The sequence below is a fragment of the Kribbella sp. NPDC050820 genome, from assembly GCF_040653975.1.
Classification (GTDB): Bacteria; Actinomycetota; Actinomycetes; order Propionibacteriales; family Kribbellaceae; genus Kribbella.
The window spans coordinates 287,331-311,018 of the sequence record NZ_JBFAHB010000002.1; the positions used below are offsets into that span (position 1 = coordinate 287,331).

The 23,688-nt window shown below is 69.4% G+C and carries 32 protein-coding genes; 19 read left to right on the forward strand and 13 right to left on the reverse strand.

All coding sequences use genetic code 11. The annotated features are described in order from the left end of the window. From AB0H36_RS03635 to AB0H36_RS03690, 12 genes are all read left to right on the forward strand, one after another. On the forward strand, window positions 1-217 hold a 217-nt coding region (locus tag AB0H36_RS03635; protein ID WP_360515863.1), incomplete at its 5' end, for a hypothetical protein. 24 nt (window positions 218-241) lie between these two features. Then, on the forward strand, window positions 242-694 hold the full coding sequence (gene gvpJ, locus AB0H36_RS03640; RefSeq protein WP_360515866.1) for a gas vesicle protein GvpJ: 453 nt from the start codon (window positions 242-244) through the stop codon (window positions 692-694). A gap of 2 nt (window positions 695-696) precedes the next feature. Then, window positions 697-1,470 carry a GvpL/GvpF family gas vesicle protein gene (locus AB0H36_RS03645; RefSeq protein WP_360515869.1) on the forward strand — a complete coding sequence of 258 codons (774 nt, stop codon included), beginning with the start codon at window positions 697-699 and terminating at the stop codon, window positions 1,468-1,470. After that, on the forward strand, window positions 1,470-1,709 hold the full coding sequence (locus tag AB0H36_RS03650; RefSeq protein ID WP_360515872.1) for a gas vesicle protein GvpG: 240 nt from the start codon (window positions 1,470-1,472) through the stop codon (window positions 1,707-1,709). Before AB0H36_RS03645 ends, AB0H36_RS03650 begins: the two co-directional genes overlap by 1 nt. A gap of 5 nt (window positions 1,710-1,714) precedes the next feature. Next, window positions 1,715-2,182, forward strand: coding sequence for a gas vesicle protein (locus tag AB0H36_RS03655; protein WP_360515875.1), 468 nt, complete (start codon window positions 1,715-1,717; stop codon window positions 2,180-2,182). Window positions 2,183-2,192: 10 nt separating this feature from the next. After that, window positions 2,193-2,525, forward strand: coding sequence for a gas vesicle protein (locus AB0H36_RS03660; RefSeq protein WP_360515878.1), 333 nt, complete (start codon window positions 2,193-2,195; stop codon window positions 2,523-2,525). After that, complete coding sequence (locus AB0H36_RS03665; RefSeq protein ID WP_360515881.1) at window positions 2,518-3,279, forward strand: GvpL/GvpF family gas vesicle protein; 762 nt, start codon at window positions 2,518-2,520, stop codon at window positions 3,277-3,279. Before AB0H36_RS03660 ends, AB0H36_RS03665 begins: the two co-directional genes overlap by 8 nt. Next, on the forward strand, window positions 3,276-3,458 hold the full coding sequence (locus tag AB0H36_RS03670; protein ID WP_360515884.1) for a gas vesicle protein: 183 nt from the start codon (window positions 3,276-3,278) through the stop codon (window positions 3,456-3,458). Before AB0H36_RS03665 ends, AB0H36_RS03670 begins: the two co-directional genes overlap by 4 nt. Then, entirely contained in the window at window positions 3,451-3,744 is a 294-nt protein-coding gene (locus AB0H36_RS03675) for a gas vesicle protein K (protein ID WP_360515887.1), read from the forward strand. The genes AB0H36_RS03670 and AB0H36_RS03675 overlap by 8 nt, the downstream gene beginning before the upstream one ends. A gap of 12 nt (window positions 3,745-3,756) precedes the next feature. After that, on the forward strand, window positions 3,757-4,074 hold the full coding sequence (locus AB0H36_RS03680) for a hypothetical protein (protein ID WP_360515890.1): 318 nt from the start codon (window positions 3,757-3,759) through the stop codon (window positions 4,072-4,074). A 13-nt stretch (window positions 4,075-4,087) separates the two neighbouring features. Further along, entirely contained in the window at window positions 4,088-4,471 is a 384-nt protein-coding gene (locus tag AB0H36_RS03685) for a phage holin family protein (RefSeq protein WP_360515893.1), read from the forward strand. Window positions 4,472-4,501: 30 nt separating this feature from the next. Then, window positions 4,502-4,738, forward strand: a complete 237-nt coding sequence (locus AB0H36_RS03690; protein ID WP_360515896.1) for a hypothetical protein — start codon at window positions 4,502-4,504, stop codon at window positions 4,736-4,738. Between the two features lie 10 nt (window positions 4,739-4,748). Here the strand turns inward: AB0H36_RS03690 and AB0H36_RS03695 are convergent, their stop codons facing one another. Both AB0H36_RS03695 and AB0H36_RS03700 read right to left on the reverse strand, forming a co-directional pair. Continuing rightward, a complete protein-coding gene (locus AB0H36_RS03695) occupies window positions 4,749-5,648 on the reverse strand; it encodes a pseudouridine-5'-phosphate glycosidase (protein ID WP_360515899.1) in 900 nt (299 codons plus the stop codon). Next, entirely contained in the window at window positions 5,645-6,514 is an 870-nt protein-coding gene (locus AB0H36_RS03700) for a carbohydrate kinase family protein (RefSeq protein WP_360515902.1), read from the reverse strand. The genes AB0H36_RS03695 and AB0H36_RS03700 overlap by 4 nt, the downstream gene beginning before the upstream one ends. Before the next feature lie 120 nt (window positions 6,515-6,634). On the opposite strand from AB0H36_RS03700, the gene AB0H36_RS03705 reads away from it, so the two are divergent. Then, window positions 6,635-8,089 carry a Gfo/Idh/MocA family oxidoreductase gene (locus tag AB0H36_RS03705; RefSeq protein ID WP_360515906.1) on the forward strand — a complete coding sequence of 485 codons (1,455 nt, stop codon included), beginning with the start codon at window positions 6,635-6,637 and terminating at the stop codon, window positions 8,087-8,089. 142 nt (window positions 8,090-8,231) lie between these two features. Beyond that, entirely contained in the window at window positions 8,232-9,521 is a 1,290-nt protein-coding gene (locus AB0H36_RS03710) for a serine/threonine-protein kinase (protein ID WP_360515909.1), read from the forward strand. 8 nt (window positions 9,522-9,529) lie between these two features. Here AB0H36_RS03710 and AB0H36_RS03715 read toward each other — a convergent pair whose 3' ends face one another. Beyond that, window positions 9,530-10,174 (reverse strand): HAD family hydrolase, encoded by a 645-nt coding sequence (locus AB0H36_RS03715; RefSeq protein WP_360515912.1) that lies wholly within the window; start codon window positions 10,172-10,174, stop codon window positions 9,530-9,532. Window positions 10,175-10,246: 72 nt separating this feature from the next. Between AB0H36_RS03715 and AB0H36_RS03720 the strand changes: the two genes are divergently transcribed. From AB0H36_RS03720 to AB0H36_RS03730, 3 genes are all read left to right on the forward strand, one after another. Further along, window positions 10,247-11,701, forward strand: coding sequence for a sulfatase-like hydrolase/transferase (locus AB0H36_RS03720; protein WP_360515915.1), 1,455 nt, complete (start codon window positions 10,247-10,249; stop codon window positions 11,699-11,701). A gap of 577 nt (window positions 11,702-12,278) precedes the next feature. Beyond that, window positions 12,279-12,917, forward strand: coding sequence for a carbohydrate ABC transporter permease (locus AB0H36_RS03725; protein WP_360515918.1), 639 nt, complete (start codon window positions 12,279-12,281; stop codon window positions 12,915-12,917). A gap of 10 nt (window positions 12,918-12,927) precedes the next feature. Next, complete coding sequence (locus AB0H36_RS03730; RefSeq protein ID WP_360515921.1) at window positions 12,928-13,956, forward strand: LacI family DNA-binding transcriptional regulator; 1,029 nt, start codon at window positions 12,928-12,930, stop codon at window positions 13,954-13,956. On the opposite strand, the gene AB0H36_RS03735 is transcribed toward AB0H36_RS03730, so the two are convergent. The 5 genes from AB0H36_RS03735 to AB0H36_RS03755 form a co-directional block, all read right to left on the reverse strand. Further along, on the reverse strand, window positions 13,946-14,635 hold the full coding sequence (locus tag AB0H36_RS03735; RefSeq protein WP_360515924.1) for a GAF and ANTAR domain-containing protein: 690 nt from the start codon (window positions 14,633-14,635) through the stop codon (window positions 13,946-13,948). The two genes, AB0H36_RS03730 and AB0H36_RS03735, sit on opposite strands and share 11 nt — an antisense overlap. A 159-nt stretch (window positions 14,636-14,794) precedes the next feature. Next, the gene (locus AB0H36_RS03740) at window positions 14,795-15,535 is read right to left on the reverse strand and encodes a GAF and ANTAR domain-containing protein (RefSeq protein ID WP_360515927.1); all 741 of its coding nucleotides are present in this window, start codon (window positions 15,533-15,535) and stop codon (window positions 14,795-14,797) included. Window positions 15,536-15,705: 170 nt separating this feature from the next. After that, window positions 15,706-16,458 (reverse strand): GAF and ANTAR domain-containing protein, encoded by a 753-nt coding sequence (locus AB0H36_RS03745; RefSeq protein ID WP_360515930.1) that lies wholly within the window; start codon window positions 16,456-16,458, stop codon window positions 15,706-15,708. A 57-nt stretch (window positions 16,459-16,515) separates the two neighbouring features. Continuing rightward, entirely contained in the window at window positions 16,516-16,842 is a 327-nt protein-coding gene (locus tag AB0H36_RS03750; protein WP_360515933.1) for a hypothetical protein, read from the reverse strand. Window positions 16,843-16,942: 100 nt separating this feature from the next. Next, complete coding sequence (locus AB0H36_RS03755) at window positions 16,943-17,872, reverse strand: hypothetical protein (protein WP_360515936.1); 930 nt, start codon at window positions 17,870-17,872, stop codon at window positions 16,943-16,945. Window positions 17,873-18,071: 199 nt separating this feature from the next. On the opposite strand from AB0H36_RS03755, the gene AB0H36_RS03760 reads away from it, so the two are divergent. Beyond that, complete coding sequence (locus AB0H36_RS03760; protein ID WP_360515939.1) at window positions 18,072-18,686, forward strand: hypothetical protein; 615 nt, start codon at window positions 18,072-18,074, stop codon at window positions 18,684-18,686. Window positions 18,687-18,705: 19 nt separating this feature from the next. On the opposite strand, the gene AB0H36_RS03765 is transcribed toward AB0H36_RS03760, so the two are convergent. After that, window positions 18,706-19,200 carry a hypothetical protein gene (locus AB0H36_RS03765; RefSeq protein WP_360515942.1) on the reverse strand — a complete coding sequence of 165 codons (495 nt, stop codon included), beginning with the start codon at window positions 19,198-19,200 and terminating at the stop codon, window positions 18,706-18,708. A 330-nt stretch (window positions 19,201-19,530) separates the two neighbouring features. Here AB0H36_RS03765 and AB0H36_RS03770 point away from each other — a divergent pair, with 330 nt between their 5' ends. Next, on the forward strand, window positions 19,531-19,926 hold the full coding sequence (locus AB0H36_RS03770; RefSeq protein WP_360516048.1) for a BTAD domain-containing putative transcriptional regulator: 396 nt from the start codon (window positions 19,531-19,533) through the stop codon (window positions 19,924-19,926). Here the strand turns inward: AB0H36_RS03770 and AB0H36_RS03775 are convergent. The 4 genes from AB0H36_RS03775 to AB0H36_RS03790 form a co-directional block, all read right to left on the reverse strand. Continuing rightward, window positions 19,856-20,020: a hypothetical protein gene (locus tag AB0H36_RS03775; RefSeq protein ID WP_360516054.1), complete on the reverse strand. Its 165-nt coding sequence runs from the start codon at window positions 20,018-20,020 to the stop codon at window positions 19,856-19,858. The two genes, AB0H36_RS03770 and AB0H36_RS03775, sit on opposite strands and share 71 nt — an antisense overlap. Before the next feature lie 400 nt (window positions 20,021-20,420). Further along, window positions 20,421-21,191: an ABC transporter permease gene (locus AB0H36_RS03780; RefSeq protein ID WP_360515945.1), complete on the reverse strand. Its 771-nt coding sequence runs from the start codon at window positions 21,189-21,191 to the stop codon at window positions 20,421-20,423. Next, on the reverse strand, window positions 21,188-22,066 hold the full coding sequence (locus tag AB0H36_RS03785) for an ABC transporter ATP-binding protein (RefSeq protein ID WP_360515948.1): 879 nt from the start codon (window positions 22,064-22,066) through the stop codon (window positions 21,188-21,190). Before AB0H36_RS03785 ends, AB0H36_RS03780 begins: the two co-directional genes overlap by 4 nt. A gap of 12 nt (window positions 22,067-22,078) precedes the next feature. Then, window positions 22,079-23,644, reverse strand: coding sequence for a mucoidy inhibitor MuiA family protein (locus AB0H36_RS03790; protein ID WP_360515951.1), 1,566 nt, complete (start codon window positions 23,642-23,644; stop codon window positions 22,079-22,081). Between the last annotated feature and the right edge of the window lie 44 nt (window positions 23,645-23,688).

Sequence of the window (23,688 nt, forward strand, 5' to 3'; positions counted from 1 at the left end):
GGAAGAGCCCGCGGACGAGTACGAGGACGAGGACGAGGAAGAGCCGGCCGACGACGAGCCCGCCGACGAGTACGAGGACGACGAGTACGAGGACGAAGAGTACGACGAGGGCGACGAGGACCAGCCCGAGGACGAGTACGACGAGGACGAGTACGAGGACGAGGACGAAGAGTACGAGGAAGAGCCCGACGAGCGGCCGCGGCGCCGCGCCAGCTGAGTCAGTCGACTGGAAGGTAGACCCATGACCATCGCGGCCACAGGCCCACGCCGATCCGGCGGCTATCTGGAGCGGCCCGCACCGAGCAGTCTCGCGGACGTCATCGACAGCATCCTCGACAAGGGGCTCGTGATCGATGCCTACGTCCGGGTCTCGCTGGTCGGCATCGAACTGCTGACCATCGACGCGCGGATCGTGGTGGCGAGTGTCGACACCTACCTGCGCTTCGCCGAGGCCACGAACCGGCTCGACCTGTACGAGAAGGGCAAGGACCTCCCGGACGTCATCGAGGAGATGACCGAGAGCGGTGCTGCGGGGAAGTCCCGGGGCCTGCTGACCGGGGCCAAGGAGGCCCTGCTCGGCCGGGACGAGGACCGCGGTGACGAGGACGAGGAAGAGCCCGAGTACGAGGAAGCCCGTCCGCGCCGCCGGCCGGCCAAGAAGGCCGCGGCTCGCCGCCGGAGGAATGAGGAGTGACGGTGACCACGCCGACCACGCCGGGCGACGTCGGCCTCGGGTGCTACCTGTACGGCATCGTGGCCGCGGACCTGGTCGTGCCGGCGGACCTGAAGGGTGTCGGCGACCAGGCCGTCACCCTGATTCCGTACGGCGAGGTCGCCGCGGTGACCAGTCCGCTGGACACCGAGTACACGCTGGCCGGACGGGCGGACCTGCTGGCCCACAGCCGCGTGCTGGACACGGTCGCGGTCTTGGGGCCGGTGATCCCGGTCCGGTTCGGTTCGCTGCTGCAGAACCAGGACGCGATCCGGGCCGATCTGCTCGAACCCGACCACGATAGGTTCCGGTCGATGCTCGGCGATCTCGCCGGGCACGCGCAGTTCACGATCCGGGCCCGGTACGACGAGCAGCAGATCCTCACCGAGGTCGTCGCGGAGAACCCCGAGATCGCCCGGCTCCGGGCCGCGACCCGCGACCAGCCGGGCGATGCGGCGTACGGCGAACGGGTCCGGCTCGGTGAGTTGGTCGCCCGGGCGCTGGAGGCCAAGAGCGCCGAGGACGGCCGGGCGCTGCTGACCGAGCTCGAGCGACTTGTTGCCGCAATCAACGTTCGGGAGAGCGCCGGGCTGGACCGGCTGCTCGACGCCGCGCTGCTGGTCGCGGACGACCGGCGCGACGAGTTCGAGCAGGCGGTGGAGAAGCTCGCCGAGGCGTACGCCGGGCGCGCCCAGCTCCGGCTGGTCGGGCCGACTGCGCCGTACGACTTCGTCGACGTGGAGGACGGATGGGCCTGATGATGAGCCTTCTGACGCTGCCGCTGGCCCCCGTGCGCGCGACGGTGGCCTTGGCCGAGCAGATCCGGCGGCAGGCCGAGAGCGAGTACTACGATCCGGCGCGGATTCGCCGGCAGCTCGAGCAGATCGACGCACTCCGGGAGAGCGGTGACCTCGATCCGGACGACGCCGCCGCGATGGAGGACGAACTGCTCGCCCGGCTGCTGGCCGCCGACGACCGCCGGCGAGGGGAGGCCTGATCACGATGGCCACACCACGGAAATCCACCCCGGCAAAGAAGACAGCGGCGAAGAAGGCACCGGCGAAGAAGGCGGCGCCGGCCAAGCAGGCTGCGCCGGCGAAGAAGACTGCGGCCAAGCGCAGCACACCGGCCAAGCGCAGCACACCGGCCAAGCGCAGCACGACGGCGAAGCGCAGCAGCACCCGCGCCGCGCAGGACGGACAGCACAAGCCGGAGCCGAAGCCGCTGCGCACGATCGCCGTGTCCGCCGCCCGCGAACTGTCCCAGCTGATCGGCCAGGTCCCGGAAGGGATCGTCGGTGTCGAGAAGAGCGAGCACGGCTGGCGCGTCCTGGTCGAGGTGGTCGAGTCGCACCGGATCCCGGAGACGACCGACATCCTCGCCGTCTACGAGGTCGAGGTGGACAACGACGGCGCCGTGACCGGATACCGCCGGATGGACCGCTACGTCCGCGGGCGGATCCAGGAGTGAGGGAGACCCGATGACCGAGCCGACGATCTCGCCGCGCCGGCCACCGATGGACCGGTACGGCTTCGCCTCCAGCCAGCCGCGGCCGGAAGGCCTCGCCGACATCCTCGAACGCGTGCTGGACAAGGGCATCATCATCGCCGGCGACATCCGGGTGAACCTGCTCGACATCGAGCTGCTGACGGTCAAGATCCGGCTGCTCGTGGTGTCGGTGGACAAGGCGATGGAGATGGGCATCGACTGGTGGACCCGCGACCCGATGCTGTCCGGCGACGCGCAGGAGCTGGCCGACGAGAACCGCAGGCTCCGGGAGCGGGTCGAGGAGCTGGAGAGCGGACGTGACTGACACCGGCACGTACGTCTACGCGGTCGGCCGGCACCTGGACGAGGAGGTGCTCGCCGGGCTCGAGGGCGTTGCCGGCGCACCGGTCCGGACGATTGCGCATCGCGATCTGATCGCCGTCGTGAGCACTGTCGAGCTCGACGAGTTCGGCGAGTCCGCGCTGCGGCAGAACCTCGAGAGCCTCGCCTGGGTGGAGCAGACGGCGCGGCGGCACGACGAGATCGTCCGCCGGGCGGCCGCGATCACGAGCGCGCTCGCGCCGTTCCGGCTGGTCACCATCTACCGGTCCGACGACGCGGCGCGGGACCGGATCGAGGAGTTGTACGACGATCTCGTGCTGGCGCTGGACCGGATCGACCGGCGCAGCGAATGGAGCGTGAAGGTCTTCGCCCGGCCCCGGTCGATGCCCACGGCACCCGTCGAGGCGCCGGCCTCGGGAGTCGCCTACCTGGAGCGCCGCCGCGCGGAGATCCGTGGCCGGCAGGAGGCCGCAGTGGATCAGCAGGCGCTGGCCGACCAGCTGTTCTGGGATCTGGTGCCGGCTGCTGCGGCGACCCGGCGGCTCCCGTTGCAGGACCCACGGCTCACCGGCCGCAGCGACACCATGGCGCTCAACGCGACGTTCCTGGTCGACGACGACCGCAGTACCGACTTCTTCGAGCTGGTCAACGCGCTGCGGTCCAAGTACCCGTCCTTCGACCTCGAGGTGAACGGACCCTGGCCGCCGTACTCGTTCGCCGTCCTGGAGAAGCCATGACGGTCGAGACGGCGGTACGGACCGAGCCCAGCCTGGTGGACCTGCTGGACCGGCTGCTGGGAAAGGGCGTCGTCATCTCCGGCAACGTCGTGATCTCGCTTGCCGAGGTCGATTTGGTGCGGATCCAGCTGTCCGCCGTCATCCAGTCAGTGCGCGAGGAGTTGAGCCCGGATGACTGAGCCGATACTGCCGTTGACCGAGCGGATCGAGGCCAATGCCGACACCGTCGAGCGCGAGCTGCTGAAGCTGGTGCTGACGATCGTCGAGTTGGTCCGGCAGCTGATGGAGCGCCAGGCGATCCGCCGGATGGACCAGGGCGACCTCAGCCCGATTCAGGTCGAGGAGCTGGGGCTGGGCCTGATGCGACTCGACGAGGCGATGACCGCGCTGCGCGAGCAGTTCGGTCTGAGCGCGGCCGACCTGAACATCGATCTCGGCCCGCTCGGTGCGCTCCTCCCGGAATAGGTGGTGGTGATGATGAGAGTTCTTCGAGGGCTGGGCGCTGCGGTCGTGTGGCTGCTCGCGACGGTCGTGATGATCCTGGCCGCGGTGCTGTGCGTGACGCTGGTGCTGCTGCCGCTGGGGATCCCGCTGATGGCACTCGGGCTCCGGCTGTACGGGTACGGCGTACAGCTGATGGTCCCGCGGGCGCCGGAGGTCAAGCGCGGGGTGCGCAAGCGCCTCGGTCTGCGCACCCACGGCTCGGTGGCCGGCGACGTCAAGCGGGCGCGCAAGCGCGGCAAGAAGTCCGGCCGCAAGATGAAGAAGAAGCTGGCCGGCGCGTTCCACAGCTGAACGGAGGGCGATGATGAAGCTGGTGATGAGACTGGTCGTGAACGCGGTCGCTCTCGCCGTCGCCGCCTGGCTGCTCGCCGACATCACGATCAGCGGGGCGAGCACGACCCGCAGGGTCATCACGCTGATCGTGGTGGCGGCGCTCTTCGGCCTGGTCAACGCGTTCGTCAAGCCGCTGGCGACCCTGCTGTCGCTGCCGTTCATCGTGCTGACGCTCGGCCTGCTGATCTTCGTCATCAACGCGCTGATGCTGCTGCTGACGTCCTGGATCAGCGGCCTCCTCGACATCCCGTTCGAGGTGGACGGCTTCGGCACCGCACTGATCGGCGCGCTGATCATCACGGTGGTCAGCTGGCTGATGAACGTCCTGCTCCCGGACAAGCTCGAAACCAACTGACGCGGGGCTCTTTCGAAGGAGTGACCAAGGATGAGCATGGAAAGCCGAACGCTGGGTGAGAAGGCCGGCGACAAGCTCGAGGAAGGCCTCGGACAGGTGAAGGAGCGCGCCACCAAGGCGGGGATCCACGCCCGGAACGCGGCCCGCGCCCGGACCGGCCACGGCCCGACCAAGGACCAGCTCTACGCCGACGCCAAGCGGCTCGGCATCAAGGGCCGTTCCAAGATGACCAAGTCCGAGCTCGAGAAGGCGGTCCGCCAGGCCTGACGACTTCCCGTCACCTGGCGAGTGCGACGGCGACTCGGGCGGCGAGGTCGGCGTTGTTGCGGGCCAGGGCGAGGTTGGCGGGGACGCTCTGGCCGTCGGTCTCCTTCTCGATCCGCCCGAGCACGTACGGCGTGACAGCGGGGCCGGTGATGCCGGCCTCGCTGCTCGCGTCGAGGGCAGCGGTGAGTACGGCGTCGATCCGGGCTGCCGGGATCTCGTCGGCGACCGGGATCGGGACGGTCAGCAGCACCCCGGTGTTCGGCCGGGTGCGGAAGCGCAGCACGTCGCAGACGACCTGCTCGTCCTCGACGCGGTGTGGAACCGGCAGTCCGCTCGACCGCGTGTAGAAGGCCGGGAACCAGTCGTGCTGCCAGCCCAGCACCGGCACACCGATGGTCTCCAGGTACTCCAGGGTGCGCGGCAGGTCGAGGAAGGCCTTCGCACCGGCGCAGACCGTGATGACCGGGTGGTTGCCGATGGCATCGAGATCGGCGGAGACGTCGCCGGTGATCTCGGACCCGCGGTGCACGCCGCCGATCCCGCCGGTGGCGAACACCGAGATGCCGGCCGCATGGGCTAGCGCGACCGTCGCCGAGACGGTGGTGACGCCGACGTCCCAGCCCTGCGCCTGGGCCACGGCCAGATCGCGTTCGGCGATCTTGCGGGTGCCCTGCAGGACGCGCTTCTCCTCGTCCGCGGTGAGGCCGGCATGGGGACGGCCGTCGAGGATCGCGGTCACAGCCGGGGTCGCGCCGTGGGCGAGGATCGCCTGCTTGCAGATCTCGAGCGCCTCGGCGTTGAACGGGACCGGCAGCCCGAGGGTCGAGAAGATGGTCGACTCCAGCGCGACGACGGCACGGCCCTCGGCCAGCGCCCGGGCCACGTCGTCGGACAGGATGATGTCGGTCAAGACTGCTCCTCATGCATCGGTGGGGTCAGGGTGGCGCCAGGTTCGGTGAGTACCCGGCTGGCGAGTCGGTGGCCGGCCTCGACTGCTTCGACGACGTCGGCGTGCTCGAGAACAGCTGACAGGAAACCCGCTGCGAAGGCGTCGCCGGCTCCGGTGGTGTCGCGGACGTCGTCGACCGGTGGCACCTGGACGGTCGTGAAACTGTTGCCATCGGCATGGATCTCGGTCGGGTGCGTGCCGTTCTTGACGACGACCGTCGTACCGTGGAGGTCGCGTAGGCAGCCGGCGTCGGCCTCGACGCCGTTCGCGAAGACGTACGTCGGCCGGAGGCTGCCGAGCAGGTCGCGGAAGGCTCTCGGGCCGACCGCGTCGATGAGAGCGACCGAGGCGGCGTCGACGGTGAGGATCGCGCCCTCGAGGTGCGCGATGTCCGCTGCCTGCCGGAGGACCGGCCAGGACGGGCCGACGACGGAGTAGGCCGAGAGATGGACCGCTGCCGCGCCGGAGATCCACCCGTCCGGTACGTCGCTCAACTCGGCGGCGGCCGCCCGGTCCGGGAACAACGTGCGCTCGCCGCGGTCGTCGACGAGGATGACGATGGTCCCGGTCCGGCCTTGCCGCTGCACCTTGGCGTCGACGCCGGCCCGGGTGAGCTCGCGCACCAGCGCCTCGCCGGCGGCGTCGTCCCCGACCCGTCCGACGAACCGAACCGCCGTACCGAGGCTGCTCGCGAAGACCGCGACGTTCGACGCCGCCCCGCCGCGCGTCCGCCGGACCCGCGCCGGGTTGTCCGTGCCGAACCGGAGTCCGCCGTCGGACCAGACGACGACGTCTTCGACCAGGTCGCCGATGCACACGAGAGTCACGGCAGCACTCTACGAGTCATCCGACCGGCGCCACGCCCTTGTCAGCGGAATCACAGTGATCAATACTGCTCGCTACAACAAGCAACGAGACAAGTTCAGTCACGCCTACCGTCCAAGGAAGTGATCGTTGTGTCGTCTCCGAGCCGTTACACCCCTTCGCGCCGGGATCTGCTGAGATCCGGCGCCGCAGTCGGCGCCGGCGCCGGAATCAGCGCCGCCGTCGGCGAGACCGCGCACGCCGGTGCAGTCGCGGAACCGGCGCGCGACCAGTACGAGAAGCCGATGGTCGACGTACCGTTCGAAGGCTTCGAGAACGTCCGGGTCGGGCTGATCGGCCTGGGCAACCGCGGCGGCGGCCAGGACGTGCGCTTCGGCGCCGTGTCCACCGTCACCGCCGTCTGCGACATCCGCCCCGCCCAGGTCGAGCGCACCATCGGCCGGATCATGGCCCAGGGTTTCCAGGACACCCCGCCGGCCGGCTACTCGAACGGCGACGAGGACTACCTCAACCTGGTCAAGCGCGACGACATCGACCTGGTGTACATCGCGACCCCGTGGGAGTGGCACTACCCGCAGGCCAAGGCCGCGATGGAGCACGGCAAGCACGTCGCCATCGAGCTGCCGATCTCGCCGCACCTGCACGAGATCTGGGACCTGGTGCGGACGTCGGAACGCACCCGGAAGCACTGCATGCTGCTGGAGAACGTGAACTACTTCCGGCCCGAGCTGCAGCTGTTCAACATGGTGAAGGCCGGCCTGTTCGGCGACGTGCAGCACGGGTCCGGCGGTTACATCCACGACCTGCGCTGGCCGTACCTGTTCGGGGGTGCGTACTACCCGGAGTACTGGCGCCGCCGCTGGCAGACCCGGATGAACGCGCTGCACTACCCGATGCACGGCCTCGGACCGGTCTCGGCCGCGATGGGGATCAACCGCGGCGACCGCTTCGACGAGCTGGTCGCGGTGGCCACACCGCCGAAGGCGCTGGCGCTGTTCCGATCCGAGGACTCGCGGGTCGGGCCGGACCACTCGTCCTGGGACGACGCGCCGTACATCTCTGGTGACCGGCACACCGCGTTCGTCACCACGACGTCCGGGCGGTTCATCCGGGTCGAGCACGACGTCAACTCGCCGCATCCGTACACGCGGGAGACGACGCTGACCGGGACCCGCGGGTCCATCGAGCTCGACAACGCCCGGGTGTACCTGGAGTCGCTCGGCCACAACAACCACAGCTGGCGGACCGGGAGCGCGTACAGCAGCATCCTGACCCAGCACGACCACTGGCTGTGGCCCGCGCTGGAACGACTGGCCGAGCAGTACGGCGGCCACGGCGGCGGCGACTTCGTGTCGATCTTCCGCCTGGTCCAGCTGATGCGGCTCGGGATGACGCCGGACATCGACGTCTACGACTCGGCGGCGTGGTGCTCGGTGATCCCGCTCAGCCACGAGTCGATGAAGACCAAGCACCTGCGGCCGGTGAAGGTCCCGGACTTCACCCGCGGCTACTGGAAACAGGCCCGTCCGACCTTCGACCGGGCCCGGCCCGACGACCCGTGGCTCGAGGAGCGCTGACCTGAACGATCAGTGAGTACGGCGCTACGCCCTGCTGGCCGGCCGTCGGGAAATGTGAGTTGTTTCCTGACGGCCGGTAACATTGCCTGCTTCCGAGACGGGGACAGGTTGGTGTGCGGTTGCGGTGGGTACGGGTGTCTGAATGCTGGTAGCGAAGCGGTACCGACTAGGCCCGTCCATCGGCCGAGGCGGGATGGGCGAGGTGTTCCGCGCCACCGACGAACAGCTCGGACGTCCGGTCGCGGTGAAGTTGCTGCTGCCCACCGACCGTGACCCGCGCTCGGCGGAGCGGTTCCATCGCGAGGCCCGCGCCGCCGCGCGGCTGAACGACCCGCACGTGGTGTCCGTGTACGACTTCGGCAACCACGACGACGGGTTCTTCCTGGTGATGGAGCTGGTCGAGGGCGGGACCGTCGGCGACGAGCTCACCGAGCACGGGCCGCTGGCGAAGGACCGGGCGATCGACCTGATCGAGCAGGCCGCCGCCGGTCTGGCCGCCGCGCATCGCGAAGACGTCGTGCACCGGGACGTGAAGCCGGGCAACCTGCTGCTCACGGCCGACGGCATCGTCAAGGTCGCCGACTTCGGGATCGCGCACCTGCCGGGGGAGGGAACCACCACCCTGACCGAGGTCGGCGCGATCATCGGCAGCACGCTCTACCTCGCGCCGGAGCGCGCGATAGGTCGTCAGGCCGGGATGGCGGCGGACGTCTACGCGCTGGGGTGTGTGCTCTACCAGCTGGTCACCGGCCAGCCGCCGTTTACCGCGGAACACCCGACCGCGATCCTCTACCAGCACGTCGACGCGACCCCGGAGCCGCCGAGCCGGACCCGCCCCGAGCTCGCCGGGCCGTTCGAGGCTCTGCTCCTCCGGATGCTCGCCAAGGATCCCGCCGTGCGTCCGACCGCCGCCGAGATCGCGGGCGGCGCCTTGCGTGCCGAGCCGGTCGCAGTCACGCAACCACTGACGCCGCTGTCACAGCGGAAGACACTGCTGGCCGGCGCCATCGCCGTACTCGCGACGACTGCCGCGGTCATGGCCGCTGTGCTGATGAACGGCGACGAGCCCAGCACACCTCCCACGACGGACGTCGGCCCCCAACCCAGCGTCACCTCCAACCCGCCGACCACAGCGCCGACCGGAACCAGCTCCGAGACCACCACCGAACGGACCGAGCCCGGCACCACAACACGCACCACCCCGACGACCTCGCCCTCGCCGTCGCAGACCCCGTCTCAGCAGCCGAGCCCGACCCCGTCACCCACACCGACCCCGTCGGCCTCGCCAACTCCCACCCGAACCACCACCACGTCACCCACACCCACCGAGGAGCCGTCCTCGACCGCTCCCTCGAGCACCCCACCACCTGAGTCCCCGTCGGGCACCCCGGCGACCAGCTCCCCGTCACCCGGCGCCCAAGGCAACGACTAGCTCCGCGGTCAGGCGTCGAGGAGTCGGAGGGCTTCCTGGATGGAGGCGGTGACCGGGGCTCCGGTCGCTTCGAGTGCTGGGCGGGTCATTGCGCCGGTGGTGACCAGGATGCAGTGGGTGCCGGCGGTCTGGGCGGCGGTGGCGTCGTCGACCACGTCACCGATAAGTACGACGTTCGCCGGGTCGAGGGACTGTGCTTCGAGGTGCAGGCGCAGGCTGTCCGCCTTGGAGCCGCCGCCGACGTCGCCGGGCAGTCCGTCGACGCGGGTGAAGTACTTGGTGAGTCCGTAGCTGTCGATGGTCGGTACGAGCCGGGCGTGGAACCACATCGACAGCAGGGACTGGGTCCGCCCGGTCTCGGCCCAGCGACGCAGCTCGGTCGGGACGCCGGACGCGAGCGCGCACGTGTGCAACAGAGCGTCGTACCGGTCGTGGTAGAGCTTGTCGACGCGTGCCCACTCCTCCTCGTCGAGCAGCCGCTGCAGGACCTGCTCGTAGGAGACCCGCATCGGCCGCGCGTACACCGACTGCCAGTCCGCCCAGGTCAAGCCGGCCGCTCCGAAGTCGGCGCACACCGCATTCACCGAGGCCAGTACGGCGTCGTTGTCGTTCAGCAGCGTCCCGTTCCAGTCCCACACAACATGCGAAATCACCGGCCAAGCTTAAGCCACACGAGATTTACAGCGCTGTAGACAGCAGCTTTACAGCGCTGTAAGGTCGCCCGCATGCCACGCCGCCCCAACATCTTGTTGTTGATGACCGACCAGCATCGGGCCGGGTTCACCGCCGGGGCCGGGTTCGGGCTGGACACCATGCCGTGCCTGGACGGGATCGCGGCCGCGGGTGCGACCTTCGACCGTGGGTACACGAGCTACCCAGCCTGTGTGCCCGCCAGGACCAGCCTGCTGACCGGCCGATTCCCCACCGCGCACCGGGTGCGGCAGAACAGTACGGCGCAGCACGCCTACTACTCCGACGATCTACTCGACGTGCTCCGCGGCGCCGGTTACTCACTCCACTTCGCCGGGAAGCCGCACATGCATCGCGGACCCGCTGACTTCGACACCTTCCACGGCCCGTTCATGCACGACCGCGGTCCGGCTGCCTCGGCCACCGAGACCGCGTTCGACGAGTGGCTCCATGGTCTCGACCACGGGGTGTCTGCCGACCCGACGCCGTACCCGCTCGAGGCGCAGTTGCCGCACCGGATCGTGTCGGGCGCGCTCGACGCGATCGGCACGACGTCCGAACAGGATCCGTTCTTCCTGTGGGTGTCGTTTCCCGAGCCGCACAACCCGTACCAGGTGCCGGAGCCGTACTTCAGTCTGTTCGCCGAAGCCGACGTACCCGATCGGCTGGCCGGACCGGAGGCGATCCCCGATCTCGGTTGGCGCTACCGCTGGCTGCACGAGCTCACCACCGCGAAGAGACCTGGGTACGACGATGCCTGGCGAAGGTACCGGGCCAACTACCTCGGTATGTTGCGGCTGATCGACGACCAGATCGCCCGGCTGCTCGTTGGTCTCGGTGATCGCCTCGACGACACCCTCGTGGTGTTCGTCAGTGACCACGGCGACTACGTGGGCGAGTACGGCCTGCAGCGCAAGGGTGCCGGGATGTCCGACGCGCTGATGCGGATCCCGTTCGTGATCAGCGGACCGGGCGTCGAGGCGGGGCATCGCCAGGAGCTGGTGTCGCTGGTGGACCTGCTGCCGACGGTGTGCGAGGTGATCGGCGCCGACCTGCCGGACGGTGTGCAGGGCCGGAGCCTCGCGCCGTTGCTCGCCGGCGAGACCGGACCCGAGGCCGAGTTCGGCAGCCTGTACGCCGAGCTCGGGTACGGCGGTGTGTCGTACGACGAGGACGACCGCCCGGACCTGCATTTCCCGTACGACGGCTCGACGTACGACGAGCTGAACAGCGTCACCCAGAGCGGTGGCGAACGCATGCTGGTCAGCGGCCACCACAAGCTGATCGTGGACGACCGCGGCCACCGAAGGCTGTTCGACCTGCGCGCCGATCCGGCCGAGCTGGTCGACCTGTCCGACGACCCCGCCCACCATGACGTGCTGCACGCGCTCGAAGCCACCTTGCTGCGCTGGCTCATCCGCGTCGCCGACGACCTGCCGGCCGGGGTCTACACACCAAAGACCACCAAGCACAACTGGCGCTGGGCCTGACCCGCGCGGCGCCACGTACCCCGGGAGGCGCACGATGGCAGGAATCACTCGACGGAGCTTGCTCGGGCTCGGGGCGGCGGCTGCGACCGCCGTCGCGCTCGCTGTACTACTCGCTACTACTCGCTCACTGACTACAGCCTGCTCGCGCCGCCGGTCTGGGAGGGTCTGGCGAACTACCAACGGATGCTGTCCGACGACCGGTACCAGCAGTCGCTGGTGGTGACCTTCGCCTACGTGTTGCTGTCGGTGCCGCTGGAGATGGTGTTCGCTCTCGCGGTCGCCGTCGTACTCAACCAAGGACTGAAGGCGGTCGCGTTCTACCGGGCCGTGTACTACGTGCCGAGCCTGCTCGGTGGGAGTGTCGCGATCGCGAAGGCCGCCGAGGTGGACGGAGCCGGCCGGGTCCGGCGGTTCCTGCACGTCACGCTGCCGCTGCTGTCGCCGATCGTGTTCTTCAACCTGGTACTGCAGATCATCGGCGCGTTCCAGGCGTTCACGCCGGCGTTCATCGTGTCCGGCGGCAGCGGCGGTCAGCAGCTCGCTGGAGCCGAACGACCAGATCTTCGGTTCGGGGTCGTTGCTGCCGCACTCGCCGAGCCTGGCGAACTACCGCGACGGCTGGACCGGGCTGGGGTCGCCGTTCAGCCTGTACCTGCTGAACTCGCTGCTGATCTGCGGTCTCACCATCGTCGGCAACGTGCTGTCCTGCTCGCTGGCGGCGTACGCGTTCGCCCGGATGTCGTTCGTCGGCCGGCGGGTGCTGCTCGGGGTGATGCTGGGCACGATCATGCTGCCGCAGCACGTGACGCTGGTCGCGCAGTACTCGATCTTCCGCGACCTCGACTGGGTGGACACCTACCTGCCGCTGGTGGTGCCGAAGTTCCTCGGCACCGAGGCGTTCTTCATCTTCTTGATGGTGCAGTTCCAGATCTACCTGCGGATCGTGCTGCCGCTGCTGCGGCCGGCCCTGGTGACCACGGCGATCTTCTCGTTCATCTGGAGCTACAACGACTTCTTCACCGCGCTGATCTACGTGTCCGACCTGGCCAAACTGACGGTGCCGTTGGCGTTGCGGGCGTTCCTGGACGCGTCCGGTCAGTCGGAGTGGCGGCAGATGTTCGCGATGAGCATCGTCACGATGGTGCCGGTGCTGGCGGCGTTCGTGTTCTTCCAGCGCCGGATCGTCGAAGGGCTCGCCACCTCGGGGCTGAAGTAGTCTGGCGACCGTGACCAGCAGACCGCGGTTGGCCGACGTGGCCGCTCGGGCCGGTGTCTCGATGAAGACCGTCTCGAACGTGATCAACGACTTCCAGCACGTGTCACCGCAGATGCGGGCCCGGGTCCAGGCCGCGATCGAGGAGATCGGCTACCGGCCGAACCTGTCCGCGCGCAACCTCGCCCTCGGCCGGGCCGGGATGATCGCGCTGGTCGTTCCACAGCTGGACATGCCGTACTTCGCCGCGCTGGCCGGCCAGGTGCTGGAAGCTGCAGCGCGCAGCAACTGGGTGGTGCTGATCCAGCAGAGCGGCGGTGATCCGGCCGTCGAGCGGGACGCCCTGGCCGGGCACTTCCCGCAGCGGATGGACGGGCTGATCCTCAGCTCGCAGCGGATCGGCCCGGCCGAACTGCGCGACCGCACCGACCAGACGCCACTCGTGATGCTGGGGGAGCGGAACTACCAGGGCATGGTCCAGCACGTCGCGATCGACAACGTGGCGGCTGCGCGGACCGCCGTACAGCACCTGATCGACCTCGGGCGGGAGCGGATCGCGCTGATCGGCTCGAGTCCCACCGACCGGCGGCATCCACGGCTCCGCGGCTACCGGCAGGCGTTGCGGGCGGCCGGGCTGCCCGAGCGGGACGACTGGATCAAGCCGATCCGGAGCAACCTCGGTGAGGAGGGTGAGCGGCAGATGGCCGAGCTCCTCGCCGAGAACCCCGGCAACCCGCCGGACGCCGTCTTCTGCGTGACCGACTGGGTCGCGCTCGGCGTCATCCGCGCCCTTCAGACGCACGGCCTGCGCGTGCCCGACGACGTCGCCGTCGTCGGTTTCGACGACATTCCGTACGGCCGCGCCGCCACCCCGACCCTGACCACGATCTCTCCGGACCGCACTGCCATAGCCACGATGGCGGTCGCTTCTCTCGAAGACCAGATGGCGGCCTTGGCAGCCGGCACGCCGTACCAGTTCTCCGAGCAGCAAGCGGCCTACCAGTTGATCGTCCGGGAAAGCACAGCCGATCTCAGTCGATGAGGTCCTTGAAGCTGATGCGGCGGTGCACTACCTGGGCGGCCACCGCGGCCAGGGGTTGGTCGGCGGCGTAGGCGCGGGCGCGGAGGATGGCCAGGGCGTCGGCGTGGCTGAGGTCGGCCTGGACGATGACCATGCCGGTCGCCTGGTTCACGGTGGTGCGGTCGTCGCCCAGGTCGCCTGCTGCAACGAGTGCCTCGGCCGGTGCGCGGAGCAGCACGGCGCCGATGGCGTCGACGAGGACCTGTGCGGTAGCGGGGGACTCGGTCGGCTCGCGGTCGGGTGCGACGTACATGCTGATCGCGCCCCAGGGCGGTCCTTCGGGGCGCATCGGGAACGAGAGCGTGGTGAGGCGGCCGACCGCTTCGAAAGCAGCAGCGCTGAAGACGGGCCAGCGGCGATCGTCCGCGAGGGTGAGCCTGATCGGCTCGTTGAGCCGGTAGGCGTCGCGGCAGGGGCCCTCGCCGGTGACTTCCTGAAGGTCCTCGAGACGCGCGGCCACAGCGTCGGTTGCGCAGAGCACGGTACGGCGGGGAGAGGTGTTCTCGATGGTGATCGCGACACCGTCGACGCCGAGGAACTCCTGACAGGCCTGGGCCATCCGCAGTGCAAGACCTTCCGGCTCCGAGTTGGCCGCCGCGAGCGCGGTCAGCCGCGCTACGAGCACCACATCGTCTGTCACGCCAGACCGGTGCCCCTGGCCAAACCGTTGCTCTCGGCGACGACGGTTTGACGGGGGACACCGGAGTTGGGGAAGGGCCTCCGTCGCGCGCGAGATCGAGGTCCCCAGGTCCCGGTCGTTCAGATCAGCAGCGGCCGGGACCGCTCATGAGCAGCGCTGTCAGCCGGCCGCGTGCAGGTCGGTGGGCGCAGACGGCTTGGGTCTGGTGAAACGACGGCCGGCGACGACTTGTTCGGCGACCTGCTGGAGCTTGAGGTCGTTCTCCTCGGCGTAGCGGCGCAGTACGGCGAACGCGCGATCGCTGTCCAGGTCGTGACGCTCCATCAGGATACCCATCGCCTGACCGACCAGCTTGCGGGCGTCGACCTTGGTGGTCATCACCTCGCGCCGCTGGGCGGTGGCCACGGCGATCGCGGCATGCCGGGCCAGCACGTGCGCGATGGCCAGGTCGTCGTCGCTGAATCCGTTGCACGCCTGCTTGAACAGGCTGAGTGCGCCGAGCGTGGTCGTTCCGGTCGTGAGGGCCAGGTGTACGACGCTGCCGACACCGGCAGCGACCGCAGCCCGGCTCCACGCCGGCCACCGGGTCTCCTCGGCCGCATTGGGGATGTACAGCACGACGCCGTACTGGATCGCGGCGATCATCGGGCCGTCGCCGTGCCCGATCTGCAGGGCGTAGAGGTCGCGCGGTACGTCGCTACTCACCGTGCCGATCGTGATCACGCCGCCGGCGTCCTGGAGTGCGATCCCGGCGTGGTCGCAGTCGACCGCGGGAATCGCGTAGCGGACCACTGCGTCAGCGGTCTCCGTCGTGGTGGTTGAGTCGTGCAGCTGCATCGCCAGCTCGGCGAAGGCGTAAGCCTGCCGGTGGACGCGCGCAGTGCCGATGGACTGTGTCATCGGGGCCTCGGTTCAGATCGCGTGTACCGGCCAGCCGATGCCCGCGTCGAGCTACCCCGCCGCGTCTTGACAGGATCAACCAACCCTACCCCGCCCCACCCCGAAACACACGCAGTCAGCCGCCGAGGTCGGCGATGCCCCCGCTCATACCGCCCGTGGTACCCGGGGAGTCAGTGGGGTAAGCGGCGGTTGTCGATGAGTTGCTGGGCGACGTCGCGGAGCTTGGTGTTGGTGTCTTGGGAGTAGCGCTTGAGGATGGCGAAGGCGCGGTCGCCGTCGACGCCGTACCGCTCCATCAGGATGCCCATCGCCTGGCCGACCAGCTTGCGGGCGTCGACTGCCTTGGCGAGGGTCGCCTCGCTGCGGGCGGTCGCGAGGGCGACCGAAGCGTGCCGGGCCAGGATGTGGGCGATTGCTTCGTCGTCGGTGGTGAACGCTGCGGGCTCGGTGCTGTAGAGGCCGAGGACGCCGACGACACCGGCCCCGGTGGTCAGCGGTACGTCGAGGACGCTGCGGACACCGAGTGACAGCACCTTGGTCGCCCAGTCCGGCCAGCGCGGGTCGGTCGCCACGTCCTGGATCAGCAGCGTGCTGTGGTCGCGCATCGACTCCACCAACGGTCCGTAGCCGCCGGCCATCTGCCAGTCGAAGATCTGCGCGACCATCGGGTCGGTGGCCGCCGGAACCTCGGGTTTGCCGTGCACCGCGAGGGCGACACCGGCGTGCGAGCAGTTCAGCGCCTGCAACGCGAACGTCACCACCGCGTCGACGGTCTCCTCGACGCCTTCGGAGTCGTGCAACTCCACCGCCAGGCGCGCGAAGACGTCCGCCGCACTGCTCTCGACCGGATCCAGCGCACGCACAACGGGCTCGTCGGCGCCTCCCGCGCCGTTCACAGCCGGCTGCTCCCCAGCAGGTTCCATGGCACCCATCATGCCCCAGAGACGGTGACGGCCCCGGGTGCGACTGACGGTACTTCGTCAACTACTGGTTCTGCGGGCCGGTAGCTCACGAGTGTCGACAAGCTCGCGGATCAGCAGGGGCTGGGCCTTCCGGATGACGGTGATGAGCGGTCCGGCGGCGGCGTCGATCTGCAGCTGGTACAGCTCGGCCAGCCTCGGATCGGTCAGCGCCATGATCTCCGGGCGCTGCTTGGCGGCGACCAGCACGACCGACGCGTAGTCACAGCCGACCGCCTGCAGCGCGAACTGCACCACCGCATCGGCGGTCTCCTCCAGACCCTCGATGTCGTACAACTCGACAGCCAGCCGGCCGAACGCCTCCGCTGTCCAACGATTCTCGACCACACGCGCCACCTCAGCGGGAGCCTGAGATCATCATCCACTCGGAACTGAAAGCGGACGCGGCGGCCGGAAGCCGGCCGCCGCGTTGTGGGGTTGGTGGGGGTCAGTCGCCGAGCAGGGTGTCGTACTTGGGCGCCCAGCGGAAGTACTGCGGGTCGGAGAAGGTCATGGGGACCTTGCCGAGACCCTTGATGACGGTGTTGCGGCCGTTGGCGTGGCCGACGGCGTACAGGTAGCCGGACTTGGTGTCGCGGTCGATGCCGAGCAGCAGGGTGCCGTTCACGCCGCACTTGGTGGCGATCAGCTGCTCGAAGCCCTGCCAGGTGGCGTCGCGGACCGCGGTGCCCTTCGGGACGCCCAGGTAGCGGGTGGGCCACCGGACCGTCAGCAGCCCGCCGGCGCGGGTGTTGGCGAGGAAGGTCTCGTAGGTGTCGGTGCGGCTGATCAGCGTCATCGACTTCACCGTGCTGAGTCCACCGGCACCGCCGCTGAGGCGCCAACGGGTGCCGTCAGCGATCCACCGCAGCACGGTTCCGTCGGTCTGCTGGCCGTAGAGCGTCGTACGGCTCGGCGAGCCGGCGTCGGCCGGGCGGTGGACGGACTGCTCGACCCAACGGTAGTTGGACCAGCCGCCCCCGATCCGGAGGTTGTTCTTCGGGTAGTGCGGGTCGATCTGGCTCTGGCCGTCGACGACGTACGAGCTGGAGTGCAGGGCGCCGCCGAGCACGGTCAGCCCGGACCGCGACTCGCCGCTCAGCAGCGGCGTGCCCACGAACGTGGTGGTGTGCTGGACCTGGCCCGGCGTGAACACGTTCGCCGTGCCGCGGACCCCGCCGATGGTGATCGGCGCGGTCGCGTTGATCATCCGGCTGGTGTGCGCCCCGTTCGCGGTCACCGAGCCGAGCCGCAGCGCGCAGGCCGCGGAGGTTGCCGACGTGTCCGCCGGCTGGGCCTGGGCCTGGGCCCCGGCCGCGAGGCCCAGCCCGAGCGCGAGCACGCCGGCCGATGCCAGACCCACAGTCTTACGAACCATCTGAGTACTTCCTCCCCTTGGTCGAAGGCTCCCCGGCCTCCGTCACGGGATTGGATTACGGAATCCTCCGAAAAGTTCGGCGGCAGTTTGCGGCGTGCCTCATCCGGAGGGGATGAGGCGGGTGATGCGGCGCCGGACCGACGATCTGGGTGCGGCGGGGGCGGCGGCCGGCGCCGTCCGCGGATGGGGGGAGCGAGCCGTGTATCGATCTGATCGGGGCCGGTTCCTCTGGTGGTGGTGTCTGTGCCTGGCCACCCTGACCGGACTGCTCTGCATGATTGCCAAGTGGGGCCCGGCGGGAGCGTTCGTCTGCGTGCTGCTGGCTGCACTGTCGGCGGTCGTCGTCGCCTCGGCCGTCTGGTCGGGGAACGACAGCCGGCAGGGGGTGAAGGGGATCGGCCGCGCGATGCTCGCGTCGATGGTGCTCGGACCGGCTGCGATCGGTCTGATCGGTGCGTTCGGCTTCGGCGGCGTGCTGATCGTGCTGACGCTCACGGTGACGGCGCCCGCTCTCGTCGAGCTCGTGCGGGCACGATGGTTCACCGCGAAGGATCCGGCTCCGCAGGACCTGCCGGAGGTCGGGTTCCTCAGCGACGAGGAGCTGTGTCTCGCCTGGCGCCGGAGCTTCCTGCTGCTGGAAGCAGCGCGGTCGGCTCAGGCGCGCCTCACCGTCGTCGAGGAACGGCAGCGGTACCTCGACGAGCTGTACCGGCGATCGCCGGACGGTGTCGCGGCCTGGCTCGCCGCCGGTGCGCTCGCCTCAGGCAACCCGCTGCCCTACGTCGGCGACGACGACGACCGCCATACCGACTGAGTTCCGACTGAGTGCAGCCTCAGACGACCGGCGGCACCTGCCGCTCCTCGGCGGCGGTGAGCTGGGCCCCTTCGACGCCTTCCATGCCGCTCCACGGCGCGTCGCCGACACCACCCAGACGGTCTCGTACGTCGGACCAGCGCGCGGTCAGCGAGTACAGCACGATGACGTCGAGCGTGATCATCATGACGGCCCAGACGGGATAGGCGTCGAACCACGCGATCTGGATCACCGCATGCAGGCTGACGAGCACGATCGCGGCGATCCTGCCCCACGTCGTCGCGGTCAGCACGCCGCCGCCCGCGACCGCGAGCAGGATGCCGGAGATGATCAGCGTCCAGCCCCAGGCGGTCACGTCCAGGACGATGAGCTTCTCCGGGGTCAGCACCAGTTCCTCGTCGGCGACCAGGGCGACGAATCCCTGGAAGACATTGACCAGACCGATCACCATGAGCATCGCGCCGGCGAACGCGACGAATCCGGCGAGCACGATCCCACGCCTTTCAGCAGCCATCTCAGCCATCCCCTCTCCGGGCCGCGACAGAACCGCAGCGAGCCGCACCTGGATGCTGCGCTGGTCACCCGCCCGGCGCCTCACCCTGCGTGGATGAGCCGTCGGATCGGTCGGATGACCTCGGGCTTACCGGGCGTGTCCGGTTGCTGAGTGTGAGGTTTCCGATACGTAGGTGAATCCCTGAGCGGATAACATTCCGGTCAAGGACGCGTCGATGCCGGGAGTGGTCGGGGGAGTCGGGGGGAGAACCTGTGCGGTTCTTTGTGCCAGAACGCGACGTACCGGCTCTTTCTCGAGCCTGGTGAGCTCGACGCGGAGACGTTCGAGTCGATGCTCGACGAGGCCGGCGCGTTGACACGAGCCGGGCACCACGATCGCGCCGCCGCGACCATCCGGGAAGCGCCGGGGTTGTGGGAGGGACCGGCGTACGTCGGTCTCGACCACATCCCGGTGTTGCGAGCCGAGGCGGAACGGCTGACCGAACGCCGGCTGGTCGCCTTCGAGGACCTGTGCGCCGCGGAAGTCGCGGCCGATGGCTGCGCCGCCGCGCGAGTTGTTCGGCTGGCTCGCCGAGAAGCCCGTGAAGCCGCGCACGGTCGCCGAGGCGCGCAAGAACGGCTTCGGTACGGCGATCCCCGCGCAACCGGAACAGATCCTACGCACCGACCAGGCGTACTACGCCGCCGTCGACCGCTGCGAGACCGCTGCGCGCGAGGAGCTCGGTGACCCGGCCGAGGTCGGCCACGTCCGGGACCGCTACATGGAACTCGGCAACCGCCTCGGTTACGAGTACGTCGTACGCGTGAAAGCCATCCTGCAAGAGGAAAGCGACAGCCTGGTCTCCTGCCTCGGCACCAAAGCCACCCGCTCCCCAACGGCGCCCGGTACGACGCCACCAAGAACGTCACCCAGTTCGGCATTCGCCTCGGCACCAACACCGAACCGGCCGCCAAGCCCCTCCAAACCCTCCCCGGCGGCGCCAAACTCCGCCCGGCGATCCCCGCCCGCCCCTACCGACCAACCCCGCAAGAGTCAGCCTTCGCAGCCGCCTTTGCCGAGTGCGGCACTACGACAGGCCTCTTCGCCCACCTCGACGCCCGCCTCCCAACCCTCCAACGCGAAACCATCGCCCCCACACCACCGAACTGACCGACCTCAACCCCAAACTCACCGCCATGGCCGCCCGCGCCGACGCCGTACTCAAGTCACGCTGACTTTCGTCAGGTGGTGCGGGGCTCCCAGCGGAAGGTGGTGGTGGCGACGATGGTTGCCGCGACACCCCAAGCCGCGACGACGGCGAGGTCGGCCGGCTCGAACCCCGCGCCGGTGGTGGACGGGTCGAAGACGGTCAGGAAGGCGTCGTACAGCCGCTGCACCGGGAAGACCTCCGCGACGTCGCGGACGCCCTCGGGGATGAGCTCCTGGGGGATGAAGATCCCGGAGATGAAGTACAGCGGGAGCGTGATCGCGTTCGTGATCGGCACCGCCGCGTCCTGCGACGGGATGGCTGACGAGACGGCGAAGGCCAGGGCGGAGAACGTGAAGGTGCCGACCAGGAGCGCGACCAGGCCGGCCGCGATGGTGGTCGTCGGTACGGCGACGCCGTACACGAACCGTCCGATCGCCACGAGGACGACGACGAGCAGGGTCGCGGCGGCCGCGGACGTGACGATGCGACCGGCCATGAACGTCCACGTCGGCAGGGGAGTGGTGCGCAGGCGCTTGAGCAGGCCGCGTTCCCGGGAGGCGGTGAGCGAGACGGCCAGGTTCGTGAAGGTCGCCTGGATCAGGCCCAGCGTGACGATTCCCGGCAGGTAGTAGGTGGAGCCGCGGACCAGCTGTCCGTCGGCGAGCTCCATCCGCTGGTTGCCGAACACGCTGACGAAGATGACCAGGAACATGATCGGCAGCACGAACGCGAAGAAGATCGTGGTCGGGCTGCGCCAGAACGCCTTCCAGTCATAGCGGAACTGGTGTGCCACCACCGTCATGATGCGGCCGTCAGCTCGAGGTAGACGTCTTCGAGGCTGGGGCGCCGGACCTGCAGTTCGGCGAGGTCCACACTGCTCTCGATCGCCCACTCGGTCAGTGCGTGGACGAGGTGCAGCGGTTCGTGCGAGTGGATCTCGACACGGCCGTCGGTCACCGCGACCGGCTCGAACCGGGCCGGCAGCGCGATGCTGTCGGCGAGCCGGAAGGTGATCCGGGTGGCCTGCCCGGCGACGAGTTCCACCGGTGAGCCCTCGGCCTTGATCCGGCCGTCGACGAGGATCGCGACCCGGTCCGCGAGCGCCTGCGCCTCGTCGAGGTAGTGCGTCGTGAGCAGCACCGTCTTGCCGGCGTCCCGCAGTGCGGCGATGATCTGCCACGCCGACCGCCGCGCCGCTGGATCGAACCCCGTCGTGGGCTCGTCGAGGAACAGCAGCTCAGGATCACCGACCAGCGCAATACCCAGATCGAGCCGCCGCTGCTGGCCGCCGGACAACTGTCCGGCACGTACGTCGCCCTGCGCTTCCAGACCGACAAGCCGTACGACGTCCTCGACCGGAAGCGACCGCGGGTAGTACCCCGCGAACTGCCGGAGTGACTCGCGAACGGTCAACGCTGGCTCGACCTGCCAGGTCTGCAGCATCACCCCGATCCGCGCACGCCATTCGCGATCCGCCCGCGCCGGATCGGCCCCGAGGACCTCGACCCGGCCCGCGGTCGGATCCCGGTAGCCCTCGAGAATCTCGACCGTCGTCGTCTTACCCGCGCCGTTCGGGCCGAGGAACGCGAAGATCTCCCCGGCCCGAACCTCCAGGTCGACACCCCGCACGGCTTCGTGGCGCCCGTAGGACTTCCGAAGCCCCTCGACGGTGATCACGGCCGCGGGCGGTTACTCGCGCCAGCCGCTGAGCTCGACCGACTTGCCGGTCTCGACCCGGAAGCCGAGCTTGACCTTGAGCTCGGCGTCGGTGGCCAGCTCGAGCTTCCAGGTGACGACACCGAGGTCGGTGGTCTCGGCCGGCTCCGGTTCCGCGACGATCGGTTTGACGGTGATCTCGTGGTCCCGCGCCACCGGCAGCTGGTCGAGGACCGTGACCCGGGCCGGGCGCGGGGTGTGGTTCTCGATCTTGGTCTCGTACTCGACCTCACGCCGGCGCGTCGACCCCAGGGTCGCCTTGGTCGCGGTCCGTCGTACCAGCTTGCGCTCGACGCGGATCCGGTCGTCCAGGCCGAGCGCGAGCTCGACGTCCTCACCGGGCGCCCACAGCGGCAGCGCGGCCGAGCCGACGAAGTCCGCGTCGTGGAAGACGGCGGCCTTCCCGGCCGGCAGCGTGTGCGTGGACGAGTTCAGGACCGTGGCCCGCAGGTGGACGTCAGTCGACTGAACCGGCGCGGTGACGTAGTCCAGTTGGGCGTCGAGGTCGATCGCGGCGATCGTCGCGCGGTGCGAGGCGCCGTCCGCAGGTACGGCGACCGGCCGCGGCGGAGTGTAGGTCGCTGCCGTGACGCCCTGCTCGACGGTCGCGGCGAGGTCCGCGACGGCCGGTGCTGCGGCCGCCTGCTCCACGAAATCGGTGCTGAGCGAGGCCGCGACGGCCCGGTGAACCATCGGGGCGCCGGTCGGCCCGGCCGGCATCGGCGGGTGGAAGCGGTCCAGGTACCAGGGGCCGAGCTCGGGCACCTTCGCAGTCACCGTGGGCCGGGCCGTCGACAGCCTGAGATCGCACTCGGGCCAGTCCTCGCCGGTCTGCTGGGTGATCAGGCCGTACCAGCTCAGCGTGAGCTGGTCAGCGTTGAGACGGACGTCGTACGAGCTGGTCCAGCCCGCTCTGCCCACAACGTAGGAGAGCTCGATCTCCACCTCCGCTTCGGACTCCAACGCCAGCGTGACGGCGGCCGATCGGCGGTCGGGCGCGCGTTGCGTTGCGACCTCGGCCAGCCGGCGGTCCGCGGCGGCCAGGCGCTCCTCGGCTTCCCGTCGTTGCGTGGCCAGCTCGCGCCGCTTCGCCCGTACGGCGTCCAGCCGGGACGTCAGCGAATCAGTGAAGCCGCCGAGGTCGGCGCCATCGTCGCCGGACGCCAACGTCCGGGCGAAGGTCCCGCCGGCCCGCCGGGCCAGCTGGCCAAGGAACGTGTCGAGCTGGATCTGGACGTCGTCGGCGTCGGACAGCTCCGTAACCTCGGCCACGGCCTCGCGGCGTTGCCGCTCGAGCTCCGCGACGGTCTCGTCCGGCGCCTGTGGATGGTGCCGCATCGCCAGGTCCACGCCGAGCACCGTGGCCGGTCCGTGGCCGGAGACCCGGACCGAATCCTCCTGCAGCAGGAGCGGCAGCGGCTCGACGTACACGGTCTGGTCACCGGCAGGCACGGTGAGCTTGCCGCGCCGCGTGATCCGCGCGCGGTCCGGGTAGACGGTGACGGCGGCGATCGGAGCGTCCACCACGAGTAGGGTCATGCCCCGACAGTAGCTGTATCAACGGCCATCCTTCCCGGTTCTTT

Coding starts and splice junctions, on each gene's coding strand:
- gvpJ (WP_360515866.1), top strand. CDS start 242: ATGACCATCGCGGCCACAGGCCCACGCCGATCCGGCGGCTATCTGGAG.
- AB0H36_RS03650 (WP_360515872.1), top strand. CDS start 1,470: ATGATGAGCCTTCTGACGCTGCCGCTGGCCCCCGTGCGCGCGACGGTG.
- AB0H36_RS03655 (WP_360515875.1), top strand. CDS start 1,715: ATGGCCACACCACGGAAATCCACCCCGGCAAAGAAGACAGCGGCGAAG.
- AB0H36_RS03660 (WP_360515878.1), top strand. CDS start 2,193: ATGACCGAGCCGACGATCTCGCCGCGCCGGCCACCGATGGACCGGTAC.
- AB0H36_RS03670 (WP_360515884.1), top strand. CDS start 3,276: ATGACGGTCGAGACGGCGGTACGGACCGAGCCCAGCCTGGTGGACCTG.
- AB0H36_RS03675 (WP_360515887.1), top strand. CDS start 3,451: ATGACTGAGCCGATACTGCCGTTGACCGAGCGGATCGAGGCCAATGCC.
- AB0H36_RS03680 (WP_360515890.1), top strand. CDS start 3,757: ATGAGAGTTCTTCGAGGGCTGGGCGCTGCGGTCGTGTGGCTGCTCGCG.
- AB0H36_RS03685 (WP_360515893.1), top strand. CDS start 4,088: ATGAAGCTGGTGATGAGACTGGTCGTGAACGCGGTCGCTCTCGCCGTC.
- AB0H36_RS03690 (WP_360515896.1), top strand. CDS start 4,502: ATGAGCATGGAAAGCCGAACGCTGGGTGAGAAGGCCGGCGACAAGCTC.
- AB0H36_RS03710 (WP_360515909.1), top strand. CDS start 8,232: ATGCTGGTAGCGAAGCGGTACCGACTAGGCCCGTCCATCGGCCGAGGC.
- AB0H36_RS03720 (WP_360515915.1), top strand. CDS start 10,247: ATGCCACGCCGCCCCAACATCTTGTTGTTGATGACCGACCAGCATCGG.
- AB0H36_RS03740 (WP_360515927.1), bottom strand. CDS start 15,535: ATGACACAGTCCATCGGCACTGCGCGCGTCCACCGGCAGGCTTACGCC.
- AB0H36_RS03745 (WP_360515930.1), bottom strand. CDS start 16,458: ATGGAACCTGCTGGGGAGCAGCCGGCTGTGAACGGCGCGGGAGGCGCC.
- AB0H36_RS03755 (WP_360515936.1), bottom strand. CDS start 17,872: ATGGTTCGTAAGACTGTGGGTCTGGCATCGGCCGGCGTGCTCGCGCTC.
- AB0H36_RS03765 (WP_360515942.1), bottom strand. CDS start 19,200: ATGGCTGCTGAAAGGCGTGGGATCGTGCTCGCCGGATTCGTCGCGTTC.
- AB0H36_RS03770 (WP_360516048.1), top strand. CDS start 19,531: ATGCTCGACGAGGCCGGCGCGTTGACACGAGCCGGGCACCACGATCGC.
- AB0H36_RS03780 (WP_360515945.1), bottom strand. CDS start 21,191: ATGACGGTGGTGGCACACCAGTTCCGCTATGACTGGAAGGCGTTCTGG.
- AB0H36_RS03790 (WP_360515951.1), bottom strand. CDS start 23,644: ATGACCCTACTCGTGGTGGACGCTCCGATCGCCGCCGTCACCGTCTAC.